This window comes from Paenibacillus sp. sg306046 (genome assembly GCF_059821225.1).
Window position 1 is genome coordinate 157542 of sequence record NZ_JCAMRT010000005.1, and the last position, 17369, is coordinate 174910.

At 59.3% G+C, this 17369-nt stretch carries 14 protein-coding genes; 1 reads left to right on the forward strand and 13 read right to left on the reverse strand.

Annotated elements, in window-relative coordinates; all coding sequences use genetic code 11:
* Window positions 1-17 precede the first annotated feature (17 nt).
* The 12 genes from AC6ROY_RS07095 to AC6ROY_RS07150 all read right to left on the reverse strand — a co-directional run bounded on the left by AC6ROY_RS07095 (window position 18) and on the right by AC6ROY_RS07150 (window position 14386).
* Window positions 18-1241, reverse strand: a complete 1224-nt coding sequence (locus AC6ROY_RS07095) for a type III PLP-dependent enzyme (RefSeq protein WP_500099464.1) — start codon at window positions 1239-1241, stop codon at window positions 18-20.
* 52 nt (window positions 1242-1293) lie between these two features.
* On the reverse strand, window positions 1294-2067 hold the full coding sequence (locus AC6ROY_RS07100) for an HpcH/HpaI aldolase family protein (RefSeq protein ID WP_500099465.1): 774 nt from the start codon (window positions 2065-2067) through the stop codon (window positions 1294-1296).
* 6 nt (window positions 2068-2073) lie between these two features.
* Window positions 2074-3987, reverse strand: a complete 1914-nt coding sequence (locus AC6ROY_RS07105) for an IucA/IucC family protein (RefSeq protein WP_500099467.1) — start codon at window positions 3985-3987, stop codon at window positions 2074-2076.
* Window positions 3984-5804: an IucA/IucC family protein gene (locus AC6ROY_RS07110; protein ID WP_500099468.1), complete on the reverse strand. Its 1821-nt coding sequence runs from the start codon at window positions 5802-5804 to the stop codon at window positions 3984-3986. The genes AC6ROY_RS07105 and AC6ROY_RS07110 overlap by 4 nt, the downstream gene beginning before the upstream one ends.
* Window positions 5805-5840: 36 nt before the next feature.
* Complete coding sequence (gene sbnB / locus AC6ROY_RS07115) at window positions 5841-6920, reverse strand: 2,3-diaminopropionate biosynthesis protein SbnB (RefSeq protein ID WP_500099469.1); 1080 nt, start codon at window positions 6918-6920, stop codon at window positions 5841-5843.
* Window positions 6921-7126: 206 nt separating this feature from the next.
* Entirely contained in the window at window positions 7127-8116 is a 990-nt protein-coding gene (sbnA, locus tag AC6ROY_RS07120) for a 2,3-diaminopropionate biosynthesis protein SbnA (RefSeq protein WP_500099470.1), read from the reverse strand.
* 123 nt (window positions 8117-8239) lie between these two features.
* Window positions 8240-8698 carry a response regulator transcription factor gene (locus AC6ROY_RS07125; protein WP_500099471.1) on the reverse strand — a complete coding sequence of 153 codons (459 nt, stop codon included), beginning with the start codon at window positions 8696-8698 and terminating at the stop codon, window positions 8240-8242.
* A 111-nt stretch (window positions 8699-8809) separates the two neighbouring features.
* On the reverse strand, window positions 8810-10162 hold the full coding sequence (locus AC6ROY_RS07130; protein ID WP_500099472.1) for an LLM class flavin-dependent oxidoreductase: 1353 nt from the start codon (window positions 10160-10162) through the stop codon (window positions 8810-8812).
* Between the two features lie 206 nt (window positions 10163-10368).
* Window positions 10369-11187: an ABC transporter ATP-binding protein gene (locus AC6ROY_RS07135; protein WP_500099474.1), complete on the reverse strand. Its 819-nt coding sequence runs from the start codon at window positions 11185-11187 to the stop codon at window positions 10369-10371.
* 26 nt (window positions 11188-11213) lie between these two features.
* Window positions 11214-12266, reverse strand: a complete 1053-nt coding sequence (locus AC6ROY_RS07140; protein ID WP_500099476.1) for a FecCD family ABC transporter permease — start codon at window positions 12264-12266, stop codon at window positions 11214-11216.
* Complete coding sequence (locus AC6ROY_RS07145; protein WP_500099477.1) at window positions 12263-13267, reverse strand: FecCD family ABC transporter permease; 1005 nt, start codon at window positions 13265-13267, stop codon at window positions 12263-12265. Before AC6ROY_RS07145 ends, AC6ROY_RS07140 begins: the two co-directional genes overlap by 4 nt.
* Window positions 13268-13384: 117 nt before the next feature.
* The gene (locus AC6ROY_RS07150; RefSeq protein ID WP_500099478.1) at window positions 13385-14386 is read right to left on the reverse strand and encodes an ABC transporter substrate-binding protein; all 1002 of its coding nucleotides are present in this window, start codon (window positions 14384-14386) and stop codon (window positions 13385-13387) included.
* A 150-nt stretch (window positions 14387-14536) separates the two neighbouring features.
* Between AC6ROY_RS07150 and AC6ROY_RS07155 the strand changes: the two genes are divergently transcribed.
* Complete coding sequence (locus tag AC6ROY_RS07155) at window positions 14537-16147, forward strand: helix-turn-helix domain-containing protein (RefSeq protein ID WP_500099480.1); 1611 nt, start codon at window positions 14537-14539, stop codon at window positions 16145-16147.
* Here AC6ROY_RS07155 and AC6ROY_RS07160 read toward each other — a convergent pair.
* On the reverse strand, window positions 16065-17312 hold the full coding sequence (locus tag AC6ROY_RS07160) for an MFS transporter (protein WP_500099482.1): 1248 nt from the start codon (window positions 17310-17312) through the stop codon (window positions 16065-16067). The two genes, AC6ROY_RS07155 and AC6ROY_RS07160, sit on opposite strands and share 83 nt — an antisense overlap.
* Between the last annotated feature and the right edge of the window lie 57 nt (window positions 17313-17369).

A 17369-nucleotide genomic window follows, 5' to 3' on the forward strand; every position in this document is an offset into this window, starting at 1 on the left:
GCTCCTCTCGTCACCCTTTAATACCCAGCTTCATCCAGCTCCAGATACAAATGCTCAGGATGCGCGTGGCTGAGGAAATCATGCGCCGAAATCGTCCAGCCGTAAGCACCCGCATAGTGGAACAGCAGGACATCCCCGACGCGCAGCCGTTCAACCTGGACATCTCTGGCTAATACATCCTTAGGCGTACACAGCTCGCCTGCCGCTGTGATCTTCACATTCCGCACTTCCGGCCGCGGGTACGCATAATTCCAGGACTCCATCGGCACGATTTCGAACGGATGGCTGTGCTGCCATGCGCCCGGCAACCGGAAATGATGCGAGCCGCCGCGCAAAATGGCATAATGCTGGCCGTGATTGCATTTCAGGTCCGTCACTTCCGCCGCGTAGTAGCCGCACGCCGCCACCATGTACCGGCCCGGCTCAAACAACGTTTCGACGCCGGGCAGCGGCTGCTCCTCGATCTCCCGCTGCAACTCGGTCACAAACTGCGGCCAGTCAAATACCTGACTCAGATCGGTATATGAAATGCCGAAGCCGCCGCCCGCATTCAAGTAACGCAGCGTCAGCCCGAACTGCTCCTGCCATTGGCGGACACGCTCACGATAGACACGAATCAGCCGCGCATGCAGCCCGGCATTCAGGTTATTGGAGATCGAATGCAGGTGGAAGCCCTCCAGCTGCAAATTCGGCAAAGCTTGCGCCAGCAAAATCGCCTGCTCGATCTCAGCTTCGTCAATTCCGAACTGTGTCGGCTTGCCTGCCATGACCAGCGTTGCTTCCGGGAAGGAGGCGCGTAAATTGACCCGGATCAGCACATGGGCCGTCACGCCCAGCTCGCCCGCAATTTGCGAGATGCGCCGCAGCTCCAGCATGCTCTCTGCATGCAGCAGCATCACACGCAGCTCCAGCGCCTCACGCAGCTCGGACTCCTTTTTGCCTGGCCCTCCGAAGATGATCGGCTTGTCCGCACTGACCTGCCGAATGCGCCGCACCTCGCCGATCGAAGCCGCTTCGAAGCCGTGCACAATCGGGGCCAGGCTTTCAAGAATCGGCAAAGCCGGATTTGCCTTCATGGCGTAGAACAGTCGGCAGCCGGCGGGCAGCTCGCGCACGCAGCGGGCCGCACGCTCCCGAAGCTCCCGCATGTCGTACACATACAAGCTGACCGGCTCGCGGTTTGCTTCCTTCCACTGTCTGATCCGGGGAATGACGTTTGTTTCTGCTGCGGTTTGCAGCATAGGGCTCAGCTCCTTTGGCTCGGCAGGGTTGCCGTCATTTGTTCATCTGATTTCATACAATCTCTGGAGCGAAGCTGTGCAAATGCGCGCGCAGCGCGCGGAAGGAAACCCCGCGCTCATCACCAAGCACAAAGGCGCGCACGCCAAGCTCCTGCCACTCGGCATATTCTGCCTGTCTGCGCGGAATGGCGCAATACGTGACGCCCTGCTCGCGGCATGCCGCCTGTACCTGCCGCAAGCTTTCGCGCACGGCCGGCGCTCCCGTCTCCCAGGGGATGCCCAGCGACTGCGACAAATCCGCCGCTCCCTCCAGAATCATCGACACACCCGGCACAGCCGCAATGGCGGCAGCCTGTTCGACCCCGGCGCGGCTTTCGATCATCGGAATGACCATTACTTGCTCATTGGCTTGCTTGATATACGTACGAAGATCGTATTTACCGAATACGCCGGCCCGGCCGCTGTTCAAGCTCCGGTTCCCCTCCGGCGCATAGTTGCACGACCGGACGATGTCAGCAGCCTGCTCCGCCGACTCCACCTGCGGCACGACAATGCCCATCGCTCCGGCATCAAGCGCCTGCAAAATGAGCTTCGGATTCGGCTCTGCGACCCTGACAAACGCGGTCAGCTCGACAGCCTCCGCAGCTCGGATCATATGCTCCAGCGTCTCCGGATTGACACCGACATGCTCCATATCGACGATAATAAAATCATACCCCGCACAGCCGACCATTTCCACGACAAGCGGCGAAGGAATCGAGCCGAATAACCCGAATACCGGCTGTCCCTCACGCAGCTTCTGCTTAACCCGATTAATCCGCAGCATCGTGTCTCACCTGTACAGATGCAGCGGATTGGGCGCATGCTGCAGCCGTACTTCGGTATCGCCGAGCAGCCGTCTGGCCGTCAACTGCTCCACCTGAATCGTATCCACGAACAAATCAAAGGCTGCAAAGCGGGCCGCATGCTCCGGATGCTCCTGCTGATACCGGTGAATCGTCTCGGCCGCCATCTGCCAAAACTGCTCCTCCGGCAAGCCGTAGCGCTCCTCCAGCAGGAAGCACAGCTCCGCCGCATTGATGAAAAAGAACGCATCATGCACGAAGTCGCGCACCGCTTCCGGCTGATCCGTCTCGATAAAGGAGTTCGGATTAACCTTCGCATGCTGCTCAGGCAGCCGATGTAAAGCCGGACACAGCTCCGGAGCGACGAGATGCTTGCGCGAAAAACGGATGCCATCATGAAAATCCTTGAACACCGTTCGGGACGGCCAGCCTTGCCGATGCAGCAGCACCATATTCTGGGCATGGGCTTCAAGAGCGACCCCGTGTCCATATAACAAATGAATCAACGGAGTGACGGCGGTCTCCAGCAGCGCCCGCGTCCAGTCCTCTACGCCGTATTGCCGCACCCAAGGATCAATCAGCGGTACGCCATCCGCCTGAATATGGCACAGCCCGTTAAATGGAACCGCCGCCTCTCCGGCTTCCCGGTAGCTGTGCAGGCTTTCGCGCCAAATCGCGCCCAGCGTGCCGTACGCCTGACTCCAGCGCGATTCCGGCAGCTGCTCGTGATTGTAGGCGATGCCGACCTGCTCCTTCAATAGCACATAATTCGCCTGTCCGCTCAGCCTGTCCGCTTCATGAAGCTGCGATAGCCAGTCCGAGATGAGCGGCGCATTCAGCACGGTATGTCTGGCCAATATACGGCTGGTTGACGTATTCACCAGCACCAGCGGCAGCTTGACATACGGCTTTAGCGGCGAAGCCGCGTTCGCCATCGTCCGAATGGATTGCTGCGGATAATACGCCTCCGGCCCTTCGCCAAGCAGCAAAAGCCGCTGCTCCGCAAGCTCGGCATGAAACGTCCGCAGCGTGGACTCCCGCCACTGCCACGGATGCACCGGGATCAGCCGGTAATCTGCCGCCCGTACGCCTGCCGCTTCCAGCCGCGAATGAAACAGCTCCCAGGCAGCTTCCCCAAGCTCTGCCCGGATAAAGGTCTCCTCCTGCACCGACACCGACGAGGCCTGCGCGCAATCGTCCCGATGCACTGCCACCCATAACGGGCGAACGGCCGGTCTGAATTCGGGCCCGTAGGCCGCATTGTCGGCCAGACTGAAGCCCATTCTCGACTTGTAGCACGGATGATAGGGATGGCCTTCGTTTACGGCTGCCTCCAGCTCATCGTAGCTGAGCTGCGCCGCCGGGACGGACGGAAGCGCATTTCCGCCTGTGCCGGTATACGCCTCCGAACGGGCCTGCGTGTCCTTCAGCCACGTCTGGGTCAGCTCCTCCCGGAACCCGGCCAGCCTGTCTGCAGGCACAAACGGGCGAAGCACCTCCTCCAGCAGCTTCGGCAGCCGGACAACGCCAGGCTCCGCGCCTGCCTCTAGCCGCCGCAAGGAAGCAGCGTCCAGCCGGATGCGGCCGAAGCTCAGCTTGCGTTGGCCTCGGACCGTGTAGCTCACATGCCGCCCGGCTGCCGTACTCCCGTTGAGCGTAAACATACGCCATTGCGCCGAAGCGAACCCGGCTGCCGCATCCCCTGTCCCTGCTCCGCCAGTCGCATCCGGGTCTTCCTTCGCCTGCTCGGTAAAAGGAATCATCCCTTCGAACAATAAAGCTTCGAGCAGCTGCCGGATCAGCCGCTGCTCCACTTGCCTGTAAGACTCGCCGTGCAGCAATGCGTATTCTTGCTCTGCCGCATGGCTTTGCGCATGTAATTCCAGCTGCTGGCTGGTCATACGGTCACCCCGCTTGTCATGATCGGATTCGGTATTTCCACATAATCCGGCGTCTCGCCCCGCTGCTGGAACCGGCTGATGAAATTCGCCTTGGCCGGCATCGTAGGCTGCTCCAGCCAAGCGGACAGCAAAGCCTGCAGCTGCTCGTCATCAGCAGCAGCGGAGCGCAGCTGCTCCAGCTTGGCGCGGACGACGCGCCAATACATAGACTCCTCAGTCTGGCTGCAGCGGGCAATCGTCGGCACCAACGTACCCAGATGGTTCACAAAGTAATAATAGTTCAGCCGCCGCCAGGCCTCGTCCCGCGCATACAGCACCGGGCTGTCCTCGGCGATCAGGCCGGGCGTCCAGCCGAGCCGGACGGCATGCTCCCGGCTGACGCTGATGCCTTCCAGATCGCGGACGTAGAACCGGCCCGGCATCCCCCGCTCCAGCTGCAGCAGCGAATTTTGCAGATGCGCCTCCAGGCTGATGCCCGTTGCAGCGAACAACTGCAGCAGCGGCCAAGCCGTCCGCTCGATATAGCGGGCGAGCCATTCGCCCCAATCGGGCAGCCTGCCTCCAGCCGAGCGCCGCACAGCCGCAACCAGCAGCGGCTCCGCCGCCTCAGGCGCTTGCTCCAGCAGCGAAGCCAGCACGTAGCCCGGTTCGCTTGCTTCCGCGAGCGGCCCGCCTTGCCGGTAAATGACCGTGAAGCTGGCCATCAGCTGCTGCCGCTCCGTCTCCGAAACATCGCTCAGCCTGATCGTCCGGTAGCCTATCTCCGGCAATAGATGCAGCCCGTCGGCTGCCTGCAGCAATTGCGCCGCAGCTCCAGCAGCCGCCTGCTTGACCACTCGGGCGGCATCCATCGTGCGCTGCGCCTGCTCGACCGTATTCTCCCGTATAAAATGGGTGATCCGAACATGCAGCGGGAGCTTGTAAAACATCGCCTCCTGCGGGTTCCAGACCGTTCGTACCGAGGAAGTCGGGTACACCACCGGACCGAGCAGCCCGAGATCCACCAGCTTGCCCTGCTTCAGCAGCCGTTGCACAAACCGGTTCTCCTGCACATAGCTCCATTGCCACGGATGTACGGGCAGCAGCTTGTAGCCGTCGCCGAGCAGCTCCAGCTTGCGGCGGGCTTCCGGCGCAAGCTCCGTGTCCCGCTCCAGCTGCGGCTCATAAGACTCTACCCATTGCTCGCTGACCAGCTCCCGCGCAATCGCAACATAGCGGAGACGGAAGGACGCGGACAGCTCCGGCGCATACAGCTCCAGCTCCTCATCGGTGAAGCCCTGCGAGCTTTTCGGCGTCGGATGAAAGGTATGCCCGTAACGGAGCGCCTGCTCCGAGCCGATATAACTCAGCTCCGCGTCGCGGGCGCCGGGCCGGGACGCGTGCTGCAAATACCGCTCCGTCCGGCGAATACTGTTCGCAATCTGCGTCCGCATCTCCTGCTGTCTCGCTTGCCGGACCGCTTCATCAGGCTCGTCGCTGCTGACCTCCGTCAGCAGCAGCCCGATCAACTCGCCCGGGTCCAGCGCGTGCAGGTCTGTCTGCCTGGCTGCTCCGCTGCCGGTCAGCCTGTAAAACGATTCCGCATAGTCATGCTGCCCGGCTGTGGAAAAATAAAGGAAATGGCCGCGAATGCTGACGCCGGTCGCTGGCAGCACGGCTGTAAACGCTCCGCTGTGCGGGGCGTTTACAGCCGTGCGCGGGTCGAATTGCCCCGTTTCCCGCAAATAGCAGTTCAGCAAAGCGCGCAGCGCAGACCGCCGGGCCAAGTCGCCGCAGCTGACGGCTTCCGCAGCTGACGGCTTCTGTTGATGCGACATGATGATTCCCCCCTCCTGACGCTGCCGCAGCAGCGGTTATCCGTACAACGGAAGCCGGATTCCGGCTCCTTCCTTTATAGCCTCCGCATAGATGCGGCGGGCGCAGGCAATGTCCTCAATCGCCATGCCCATCGGATTCAAAATAATAATTTCATCCGCTTGCTCGCGTCCGGGCTTGGCTCCGATTACGATCTGACCGAGCTCCGCGTGCAGCTGCTCCTGGGAGAACCGCCCTTCCAGCACCAGCTGATTCAGCACCTTTTTCTCCCGGTTCGACTGCGACCAATCGTCAACGACCACTTTATCTGCCAGCAGATACGCTTCCTTATGCACATCCATAATGGAAATATTGCTCACAAATGCGCCCTTGCGCAGCCACTCAAACGGAATATACGGCGTATCCGACACGGTGCAGGTGATGACCACCTCGCCTTGGCGAACTGCCTGCTCGGCACTGTCGGCAAGTTGGACGGCCACAGCAGGGAACAGCTCGCGCAGCGTATAGGCCAGACGCTCAGCAGCGCCGGGAAGCTGATCGTACAAGTGCAGCTGCTGCACTTGAGGATACTGCTCCAGCAGCGACACAAGCTGAGCTTTGGCGATCAAGCCGCAGCCGATGCAGGCCACCTCGGCGAAATTCGTCCGGGCCAGGTAGCGGACTGCGACCACCGTTACCGCAGCTGTACGCATGCTGCTGATCAGCCCGGCCTCCATGACCGCGATCGGGTAATGGCTCTCCGCATCATTCAGCACAATGACCCCGCTGGCGCGCTCCAGTCCGCGCACCGGCTTATTGTCGTGTTTGCTGCCAATCCACTTGATTCCCGCCACCGGCTCCTGGCCGCCTACATACGCCGGCATCGCAATGATCCGGTCCGCAATGTGGCCGCCTTCCCCGCCAGAGCGCAAATACGGCTTTAACGGCTGCACGAAATCTCCCCGCGCATGCAGCGCAAGCGCCTCCTCCAGCGCCTCGGTATACAGCCGGGAGGAGCCTCCCCCCAGCGCCGCAATGTCATCCCGGTTTAAGTATAGCAGCTCCGGTGAAGCTGCGCCCGGCTCAGGTTGTCCGGTCGCCGCAGATAGGGTCCTTTGAAGCTCCGCTTGTTCTGTCATTTCATTTCGCTCCCCTCATCTATCCGAATCTGTCGGTTCCGTGGAATTCGCATGCCTGCCATCCACGCTCAACCGACTTGCTTTCAGCCTTGTCTGGCCACATCCTATTCGATCGAACTATATTTTATCGGTTTCAATTTCATTTGGCTCAATGAATTGTCCTGCTTCGTACAGCTCCAAGCCTCCAAATCGGCTTTACGCATCCGTCAGCTCAATCCAGCAACCCACTGGTCATCATAAACCAGATCCAGATAACGGTCTCCCCGGTCCGGCAGCAAGGTGACTATGCGCAGCGGACGGTCCGGCTTCGGCGACAGCGTCGGCAGCAGCCTGCGGATGGCGGCGACGATCGTTCCGGAGGAGCCCCCGGCAAAAATCCCCTCGGCCAGCAGCAAATCCCGGCAGCCCGTCGCAGAGTCGCGGTCGTTAATATGAATGACCTGGTCAATCTCCGCGCGGTTCAGCAGCTCCGGCACCCGGCTTGCGCCAATCCCCGGCAGCTCGCGCTTGCCCGGCACTCCGCCGAACAAAATCGAGCCAACCGCGTCCACCGCAACGACCTTCAGCTCCGGAAACTTCTCTCGCATCCGGCGGCTTGTCCCCATGATGCTGCCCGATGTGCTGACTCCAGCGATCAAAATATCCGCGTAATCGAGCGCTTCGGCGATTTCCGTGCCGGTGCCCGCATAATGGGCCTTCCAGTTATTTTCATTCGCATATTGATTAATCCAGAAGCCATGCGGATTTTGCTGCAGCAGCTCCTGAACCCGTTTGATTCGGGTCATCAGAAAGCCGCCCTGCTCATCGCGCTGCTCGACCATCTCGATCGTGGCTCCCATTTGCCGGAGAATGTTCAGATTGGTCGGGGCAATTTTCGGATCGACGACGCAGGTGACCTTCAGCCCGTAGATGCGGGCCATCATCGCCAGCGCCACCCCGAGGTTGCCGGATGTGCTTTCGATAATATGCGTACGCGAATCAATCGCTCCGCTGCGCAGCCCTTGCTCGATAATAAAACGTGCAGGGCGATCCTTCATGCTGCCCCCCGGATTCATATACTCCAGCTTGGCGATGACTTGCACAGACGGGTGCGGAAACAGCCTGCTCAGATGAACGAGCGGTGTGTGTCCGACGCAATCGGCAACCGACTGCTTCACATCCTCCAGTCGAGGAGCAGCTTGCAGCGTGTTAAACATGAACATTCCTCCCTGCGCTTATGACAGATTATGAGAATCATTCTCTGTTATAAAAATCGTAGCATATGCGCAAAGTCAGCGTAAATTCTCTAATCGGATAATGTTCATGATTGAATTAGAGCATCAATGTACGACAAATTCATCCATCCGGTGCGGAGCGATCATCTGCTTGAGCGTAAAAATAAAGTCGGCTCCCGAGCAGTCGATCTCCAGCGCTTTCTTGATATTTTGGACGTGCTTCTTCACCGTATTTTCAGACACATAAAAAGCACCGGCAATTTTTTTGATCGAATAATGATTGCAGAGCAGGATGGCGATCTGGCGCTGCCGCTCGCTCAGCTTCACCAGCGCTCCGCTGTGCAGCTCGGCGTGGCTCTGCTGCCCGGCCGACAGCAATGGCAGGGAATCAACAGGCCGCTCGTCCGCCTCCTGGTTGCACTCCCATGTAATTTTCACGCATTCGCCGAGCTCCATCGCCGATACTTCCCTCATGATCAAACTGTGCAGCGTAACGAGCTTCTTCCGGTCCACCTCGTGCTGACTGTGGGAATCAACGACCAGCTTCACTTTCGTTATAGACATATCCCCAGCTCCTCCACCTAACATTCATCATATATGTGTTTTTCTTCCATAGGCAGCCAAAAAAAAGAGCGTGTCTTCCCCAATACGCGTACTTGAAACCAAGCTATTCATTTACTGCGATGCGCCCTGCGTTTCCAGCGCCCTTGCCGACGGATGCGCAGGCCGCGCCAAGCCATAATGCTCTCTCAGGGTAGCGCCCGTATACTCGGTGCGGAACAAGCCTCGGCGCTGCAGCTCCGGGATGACCTCATTCACAAAGCTCTCAAACCCGGCCGGGAAATACGGCGGCATCACATTAAAGCCGTCTGCGCCATGCTCCGTCAGCCACAGCTCCATCTCATCGGCAACCTGCTCCGCCGTACCGACGATGCTGTAGTGGCCGCGCGAGGCTGCCGTGCGCATAATGAGCTGCCGGATCGTCAGCTGCTCTGACCGGGCCATGTCGACAAGCATTTGATACCTGGCCTTCGTCCCCTTCACCTGCTCCAGCGGCGGCAAGTCGGCGAGCGGCACAGGACCGTCAATCGGATAAGCGGACAGGTCGATCTCCAGCGTATTCGATAGCCGAATAACCCCAAATTGCGGCATCACCAGCTCATTCATCAGCGCTTCCTTCTCGCGCGCTTCCGCTTCGGTAGCGCCGATGATCGGGCAGAAGCCGGGCAGCACCTTCAAATCGTCAGGACGGCGTCCGTATTTGCTCAGCCGGCGCTTCAGATCGGCATAAAATTTCACCGCCTGCGGCAAATCGTTCTGGGCCGTAAACACCACCTCAGCCGTCTCGGCGGCCAGTTCCATGCCCGCTTCCGAGGAGCCTGCTTGCACAAGCACCGGGTAGCCTTGCGGGCTGCGGCCAATATTTAACGGGCCTTGTACCGAGAAGTGAGTACCCTTATGCCCGAGCGGGCGGATTTTATGGTCGTAGTCCGTATACAAGCCGGATGATTTGTCCGCTACAATGGCATCGTCCTCCCAGCAATCCCACAAGCCCTTCAGCACCTCCAAGTATTCGCGCGCCCGTCCGTACCGGTCTCCGTGATCAGGATGAGCCTCCAGACCGAAATTGGCGGCAGTCCCGTCTCCAACGGACGTCACGCTGTTCCAGCCAGCCCGTCCCCGGCTGATATGGTCCAGCGAGGCAAACATGCGGGCGATATTAAACGGCTCGCTGTAAGTCGTCGACACGGTGCCGATCAGCCCGATCTTCTCCGTTGCTACGGCCAGCGCCGACAGCATGGTCAACGGCTCGGGCGTGCCCAATATTTTATACTTGACCGCAGGCGTCAACACCAGCGCGTCAGCGATGAATAGCGAGTCCATCTTGGCTTTTTCGGCCATCCGGGCAAGCTCGATGTAGTAGTGAATGTCCGTCAGCCTCTCCGGCGTCGTATCGGGATGCCTCCAGGACGCTTCATGATGACCGGTATTCAGGACAAACAAGTTCAGGTGCATGTGCTTTTTCATCTCAAATCCCAACCTTCCCAATGTGTGATCAAGAAAACCTCTATCACAGTCCGTTCACTCGAAGTATCAGCATACATGAGCTTCGCTCAAAACTTGTAAATTCTGATGCTATAAAAGTAAACAAATTGGTATAGTGATAATGATTATCATTTTCACTATACCAAATTTAATCAGTTTTTGTCTATATTTGAAATATTTAGTTTTATTTAAGCGCCTTTTCCCTCCTTTCGGAGGCTGATTATACGGCCCAGCCCATGTGGAATACAAACCGGCGTGCCGAACAACGGGTCCGTGCCGATTTCACATTCCAGGCCAAAGACGTCGCGAATCAGCTTTTTGGTCACAATGTCCTCCGGCTTGCCCTGCGCATAGACGCCTCCCCCGTGTACGGCCACCATATGCCCTGCATACCGGCAGGCCAGGTTCAGATCATGCAGCACCATTACGATTGTCCGGCCCTCTGTCCGGTTCAGCTCAAACAGCAGGTCGAGAATATCCACCTGATGCGCCAGATCGAGATAGGTCGTCGGCTCATCAAGCAGCAGCAGCTCGGTGTCCTGGGCCAGCGTCATCGCAATCCAGGCCCGCTGGCGCTGGCCTCCGGACAACGAATCGACAGCCCGCTCCTGCAGGCCCGTCAAGCCGGTCACCTCCAGCGCCCGGTCGACCTGCCGCTCATCCTCCTTCGACCATTGCTCCAGCCACCTTTGATGCGGATACCGCCCGAGACGGACGAGCTGCAGCACGGTCAGCCCCTCCGGGAGAACCGGCCCTTGGGGCAGCACCGCCATATGCTTGGCTGCCTCCTTGGCCGCCAGCCGGGAAATATCATGGCCGTTCAGCACAACGGCTCCCGACATCGGCTTGAGCAGACGGGCAAAGGAACGGAGCAGCGTCGATTTGCCGCAGCCGTTGCTGCCGATCAAAATCGTAACTTCTCCCTTGGGAATATGCAGATTCAGTTCTTGTATAATCAACGAATTTCCATAACCGAGCGTAAGCTGACGGGCTGCCAAGCTATCCATATCAGATTCACCTCTCCAATCTGCCATTATCCTTGCTGTTTCTTGACCTTGATCATCATGTACAGGAAAAACGGCGCGCCCAGCACAGCCGTAAATACACCCGCCGGCACATCCCGGGGAGCAAACAGGGTACGGCCAACAAGATCGGCAGCGATCAGCAAAATAGCGCCGACCAGCGCGGAGCAAATCAGCAGCGGGCCGTGCGACCCGCCCACGAGCCGGCGCGACAAATGCGGCGCCATCAAGCCGACGAACCCGACCCCGCCGACGAAGGCGACAGCCGCTCCCGACAGCGCCGCCGCACAAAGCACCAGCGCAAGCCGCTGCAGCTGCAGACGTCCGCCGAGCAGCACGGGCAAATCATCGCCCAGCACCTGCACATTCAGCCGTCTGACGAGCGGCAGCAGCAGCACTAGCCCGGCCGCCAGCCACGGCGTAAAGTAACCGACCATCGGCCAGGTCGCCCCGTACACGGTCCCGGTAATCCATACCTTGGCCATGCTTGTAACGAACAGCGGGCTGAACACAAGAAATAACGTTTTGCCCGCCTCCAGCAGCGCCGTCACGCCGAGGCCGACCAAAATCATCCGCATCGGGGAAATGCCTTTTTTCCAGGCAAGCGCATAAATAAAAAACGCAACGCCAGCAGCGCCGGCAAATGCAAACAACGGCATCCAGACGATACTTGTCTTGACATTAAAAATCGCCAAATACAGCACCGCCATCATCGCTGCACCGCTCGTAATGCCGATAATGTCCGGCGAAGCGAGGGGATTACGCACGACGCCTTGCAAAATCGTCCCTGACAAAGCAAGGGCCATTCCGGCAAGTCCGGCCAGCAGCAGTCTCGGCATCCGGAAATTCCAGATGACATTGGCTTCCATCCACTCGCTCCCCGGACCGGCGAGCAGCAGCTGCAGCGTGCGCAGCGGAGCAATATTCAGCGTTCCGACGCCCAGGCTGATCAGTGACAGCGCCAGCAGTATAGCGGCCAGCAGCACAATCATGCGCGCTGCGCGCTTATCCAGCATAAACGACAGCCTCAGGCGGGACCAGCGGATCACGGTGTAACGGTTCATCCTTTGGACAGCTCCTTTCTCGCCAAAAAAATAAAGAACGGAGCGCCGAGGAGCGCCGTCATCACACCAACGGGCACCTCTTTCGGAAAGGCGATAAATCTGGCGGCAATGTCAGCGGACAGCAGCAGCAGCGCGCCAACCAGCATGCAGTAAGGCAGCACCCACCGATAGTCGATGCCGACCAGTCCCCGCACCAGATGAGGGACGACCAGCCCGATAAAGCCGATCGGTCCGGCTACTCCGACCGAGCCTCCAGCCAACAGCACCACCGCCACAAGCGCTACCACCTTGACCCGAAGCGTATTTTGCCCCAGTCCCTTGGCAACGTCTTCGCCGACTGACATCACATTCATCGCCCGCCCGAGCAGCAGCGCCAGCACGTAGCCGATCGCCAGAAACGGCAGCACGGGCAGCAGATCGTCCAGCTCCCGCCCTTCGACCGAGCCGGCCAGCCACAAAAACACCATATCCAGCGTCCGCTCACTGGCAATAAGCAGCGCCGTGGAGAACGAAGAAAACAGCGCCGTGAGCGTCGCCCCGGCCAGCGTCAGCTTGAGCGGGGTCATGCCCTCCCGACCGACCGAGCTGACCAGATAAACGGCTATCGCTGCTGTACAGGCGCCGGCGAGCGCCAGCCAGACGAACTGCGCTCCCGCTAGCGCGGGCAGCAGCGTCACGCCGACCACGATAAAAAACGAAGCGCCCGCATTGATCCCGATAATACCGGGCGAAGCCATCGGATTACGGGTCAGTCCTTGCATCAGCGCTCCGGCCATCGCCAGCGCTGCGCCAACCAGCAGTGCCGTCACCGCTCGGGGCAGCCGGACGCTGCGGATAATGATATGCTCATTGGAGCCGTTAAAATGCGTATAGGCTTCCCAAGCCATTCCCCAGGTGGTCTCCGCATAGCCGTATACATTGCTCGCCAGAAACAAGAGGATCAGCAGCCCCAGGCAGCCGGCCACGCCCATTAGTTTCGCCCAAGTTGATTGAAGCAGCATTTCACCTAATCCTTCCCCTCTGCATAAAAACCGCAACCGGACATACGGATGTCCGGCTGCGGGATCGAAGCGGACAAGCCGCAAGCGTCAATCGCTTCTTTGTTCAGCACATGCTTTTTATTTCAATAAATATTTTTCCAGGTCGTCCAGCATCAGATTCGCCGCAATCAGCCCGCCTGACGAATTCCAGATGCCGTCATTTACTTTATAGGCTTTGCCCTTTTTGACGACTTCGAGGTTTTTCCACAGCGGGTCATTCAGCCACTGCTCCTCCGTCTGGGTAGTGGCGCCCTTGTCATCGAGCAGCGTGAAATAAAACATAACGTCTGCCTCCAGATCCGGAATACGCTCTTTGCCGATAATATCGGCGAAGGTGGTTTTATCCTGTACGGCCGGACGCTGCAGACCGATCATTTTGAGCAAGCCGCCGCCGAAGGAATCCGCGTAATGAATTCTGACTTTATCGCCGAGATAGAAGCGGACAAGCGATACTTTCGTATTCATTTTATCGCCCATTTTCTCACGGAACGTTTTGATCCGCTGATCGAAATCGGCCAATTTTTTGTCGCCCTCTTCTTTTTTGTTCAAAGCGTCGGCATATACTTTATAATTAATAAGAACGTCGGCATTCGTCCGTGTGGAAAACACCGTCGGCGCGATGCTGGAAAGCTGGTCATACACCTTTTCCTGACGCAGCTTGTTGCCGATAATGAGATCAGGCTTCAGCGCAGCGATCGCTTCCAGGTTCGGCTGATTTTCGTCTCCGACGATTTGCACGCCGTCCAGTTGGCCCTTCAGATGCTCATACATCGGCTCAACGCCCCAGGCCTTGACCATGCCGACCGGCTTGATGCCCAGCGACAATGCCGCTTCAACCGCGTCATTTACCAATACGACCACGCGCTTGGGAGTTTCCTTGATCGTCGTTTCACCCATCGCATGCTTAACCGTATAAGGTCCGCTGACCGCCTCCGGCTTGGCCGGCGCAGCAGCTGGCGCGCTGCCGTTGCTTGTGGAATTGTTTGGTGCGGATGCGCCGCCCCCTGCGCATGCCGAAATGGCGAGCACCAGCGAAAGGAGCAGCCCCATGCCCGGTAATTTGCGAATCGAAATACCCATCTGTCTATCTCTCTCCCTTGTCTCATGATAATGAGAATTGTTATCACTGATTAGTATAAGGTAGACCTTTGGACCCGTCCATGTACGGAAGTATCCATTTTGTTAAACGAAACTATCCGTACTTATTTATCCAAGAAAGGATCGGATTGTATGTCTGTGCGAATATCCGGCTCAGTCCCTCGCCGCCTTCAACTATTGTCCTCCATCCGCAAGCTGGAGCGCAGCGCGATCTGGTCTCGCCGTCTGCGCAGCCTGCCTGCCCACCTGCTCTGCCTGGTGATCGACGGAGCAGGGACTGTGCGCGTGAACGGAATCCCTTACGCGATCGAACCGATGCATGTTTATTCGATCTATCCCGGCTCGGCGCTGGAGGTCAGCGTCTCCTCCCGGCCGCTGCGCGCCTATGTGCTCATGGTGGAGCAGGTGTCCGTCCGCAAGCGCCGGGGAAGCTGGAGGCTGGACGCGGAACAGCGGCCGCTGCCCGGGTTACCCGAAGGCCGCTTGCCCTTGCGGGACCCGCAGCTCGCGGCTCTGCAGGCGCAAGCGCTCCTCGCTGCAGCCGGACAGCGGCAAGCAGGTCACGCTGAGCAGGCAGACGTCCAGCTGCAAACGCTGCTAGACCTGATTGTGCGAGAGACGGCGGCAGACGCGCCTGCCGTCGCAGAGCCTGCCGCCGCCGACGGGATCGGAGCGTGCATCCTGTTTATGAAGCAGCATTATCCAGACAAAATAAGCCGCGACCAGTTAGCCGACATTGCGGGGCTGACCCCCAATGCGTTCTGTCGCGGCTTCAAACGGCGGACGGGCTATTCGCCCACCCATTATTTAAATCGGATTCGGATCGAGCAAGCGAAGCGGGCGCTGTCTCCTTCGCTGTCGGTCAAGGACGTTGCAGTCGCTGTCGGCTACAGCAGCGAATATTATTTCAGCCGTATCTTCAAAGAAACGGTCGGGTTGTCTCCGACCTTGTATATCAAGCGGGAACGGCTCCGTGTCGCGACCGCCTCCCGCACGCATTTTCATCATAATCTGGCTGATATCGGCGTTGAAGCGGTAGCTGCGATCGACGGGTTCCGGTACCCGGATATGGACGACCAGCAGTTCAGCATGCACCTGCTCGGCCAACTGGAGCAGGTGAAGCTGGCGAAGCCCGATCTGATTATAGCCGACTATACCCATACGTACCTGCTCGATACGCTCAAGCAAATTGCGCCGACTGTTATCGTCAAGCATGAGCTGAACTGGCGCAGCATGCATATCCGAATCGCTGAGCTCGTAGGCCGGGAGCAGGAAGCCCGCAAGTCGATCGCCGAGCTTGATCAATGGGTTGCCAGTGAACGCGAGCGGCTCCAGGCTTCAATCGGGCGGCAGACGGTCACTGTGCTGCAGCCGATTCACCGGCTGATCCGCGTCCAGGGCGCGAGCAATCATCCGTTGAATGAGCTGCTGTACCGGGAGCTTGGTCTCGCGCCGGGCAGCTGCGTGCCTTCCAATAAAATGCGCGAGGAATGGCTGCTGGATCAGCTGCCGCCGCTTGACACCGATCATTTGTTTATGATCAAGCATACTGGCTACCGGGAGGTGGAAGAGCTGCTTGCGAAGCTGCAACAGGCTGCCGTGTTTACCTCGTCCCGTGCGGCCATGCAAGCCCGCGCTCATGTGGTCCCGAACTGGCTTGTTATGAGCTGGACTCCTCAAGGCCGGCAGCAGGTGGCGCGGGAGCTGCTTCAAAGCTTGACCGGCTCGCCTCCAGCCAAATAAGCAGGCCGCCTGCGACCACAGCCAGCCCGTTCAGCGCAAACAGCAGCTTGAGGTCCAGCCACTTGGCTAAAGCGCCGAGCGCCAGCGGACCGGCAATTTGCCCGGAAAACAGGATGCTTCTGGCGAAGCCCATCCGGACGCCGAGCTGCCCGGCTTCTGTCGCCCGGGCGACAGTAACGAACACGGATTGAATCAACGCGCTGGAAGCGAAGCCCTGCAGCACGCGCAGCGGGATAAACCAGCCGATGCCCGGGGCCGCCGCCTGCAGCATGACCGCCCCTCCGCACAGCAGCGAAGCGAGCCGGTAGTTGCGCCAGACAGGCCGGGCATCGTTGCGTCTGCCCCACCAGGTCGACGCCAGCCAGACGGACGCCCAGTTCACCGCCTGCAGCAGTCCGACCCAGCCCGCTGCGTGCGCCGGATCGTCAACCTGTGCGGCCACATAAACCGGCATCACGGTCAGCAAACCATAGATGCCGAAGTTCGCCAGCACGCCGGCCAGCATAAAAACAGCCACCCGCCGTTCCTTCACTAACGACATGCCTTGACTGAGAAAATGCGGCTCGCGGCTTCGCGTTTTCTCAGCGGGGCGCCCCGCTTCCTTTAGCCCCAGCATACAACACACGGTCCAGATGAGCGTAACGGCGCTAAGCAGCAAAAACACCGGGCGGAAGCCGATCGTGCCAAACATCAGTCCGCCGACGAGCGGACCGAGCATCGACCCCGCCGCCAACGCTCCCTCCAGCTTCCCCCGCACGGTCCCCTGCTCCTGCGGCTTCGCCCCGGCCGCCGCAAATGCGCCGACGGCATCCACAACCCCGCCCAGTGCGCCCTGCAGCAGCCGCAGCACAAACAGCTCAAACGGCGTGCGGATCATCCCCATGGCCGCCAGCACCAGCGCCGTGCCCAGCATCGCCCGCACGACCATCCACTTGCGGCTCGTGCGGTCGCCGAGCCTGCCCCACAGCGGAGCGGCGATTGCCGCCGAGATCGGCGAGGCGGCCATGCTTAACCCGCTCCACAACAAAACAGAGGCCTGGTCCCCCGCCCCCAGCCTCTCCATATAAAACGGCAGCAGCGGTGTAACGACCATCGCGCTGAGCACCGATAAAAAATAGCTGACCCACAACAAACGAAACGGCACATCCCGGCTTATTTTCGCCATACGCGTTTTCCCGGCTCCTTCTCCTGTTACCTGTCAGTTCTTACCGAAGCAATCATA

Coding starts and splice junctions, on each gene's coding strand:
- AC6ROY_RS07095 (WP_500099464.1), bottom strand. CDS start 1,241: ATGCTGCAAACCGCAGCAGAAACAAACGTCATTCCCCGGATCAGACAG.
- AC6ROY_RS07100 (WP_500099465.1), bottom strand. CDS start 2,067: ATGCTGCGGATTAATCGGGTTAAGCAGAAGCTGCGTGAGGGACAGCCG.
- AC6ROY_RS07105 (WP_500099467.1), bottom strand. CDS start 3,987: ATGACCAGCCAGCAGCTGGAATTACATGCGCAAAGCCATGCGGCAGAG.
- AC6ROY_RS07110 (WP_500099468.1), bottom strand. CDS start 5,804: ATGTCGCATCAACAGAAGCCGTCAGCTGCGGAAGCCGTCAGCTGCGGC.
- sbnB (WP_500099469.1), bottom strand. CDS start 6,920: ATGACAGAACAAGCGGAGCTTCAAAGGACCCTATCTGCGGCGACCGGA.
- sbnA (WP_500099470.1), bottom strand. CDS start 8,116: ATGTTTAACACGCTGCAAGCTGCTCCTCGACTGGAGGATGTGAAGCAG.
- AC6ROY_RS07125 (WP_500099471.1), bottom strand. CDS start 8,698: ATGTCTATAACGAAAGTGAAGCTGGTCGTTGATTCCCACAGTCAGCAC.
- AC6ROY_RS07130 (WP_500099472.1), bottom strand. CDS start 10,162: ATGAAAAAGCACATGCACCTGAACTTGTTTGTCCTGAATACCGGTCAT.
- AC6ROY_RS07135 (WP_500099474.1), bottom strand. CDS start 11,187: ATGGATAGCTTGGCAGCCCGTCAGCTTACGCTCGGTTATGGAAATTCG.
- AC6ROY_RS07140 (WP_500099476.1), bottom strand. CDS start 12,266: ATGAACCGTTACACCGTGATCCGCTGGTCCCGCCTGAGGCTGTCGTTT.
- AC6ROY_RS07145 (WP_500099477.1), bottom strand. CDS start 13,267: ATGCTGCTTCAATCAACTTGGGCGAAACTAATGGGCGTGGCCGGCTGC.
- AC6ROY_RS07150 (WP_500099478.1), bottom strand. CDS start 14,386: ATGGGTATTTCGATTCGCAAATTACCGGGCATGGGGCTGCTCCTTTCG.
- AC6ROY_RS07155 (WP_500099480.1), top strand. CDS start 14,537: ATGTCTGTGCGAATATCCGGCTCAGTCCCTCGCCGCCTTCAACTATTG.
- AC6ROY_RS07160 (WP_500099482.1), bottom strand. CDS start 17,312: ATGGCGAAAATAAGCCGGGATGTGCCGTTTCGTTTGTTGTGGGTCAGC.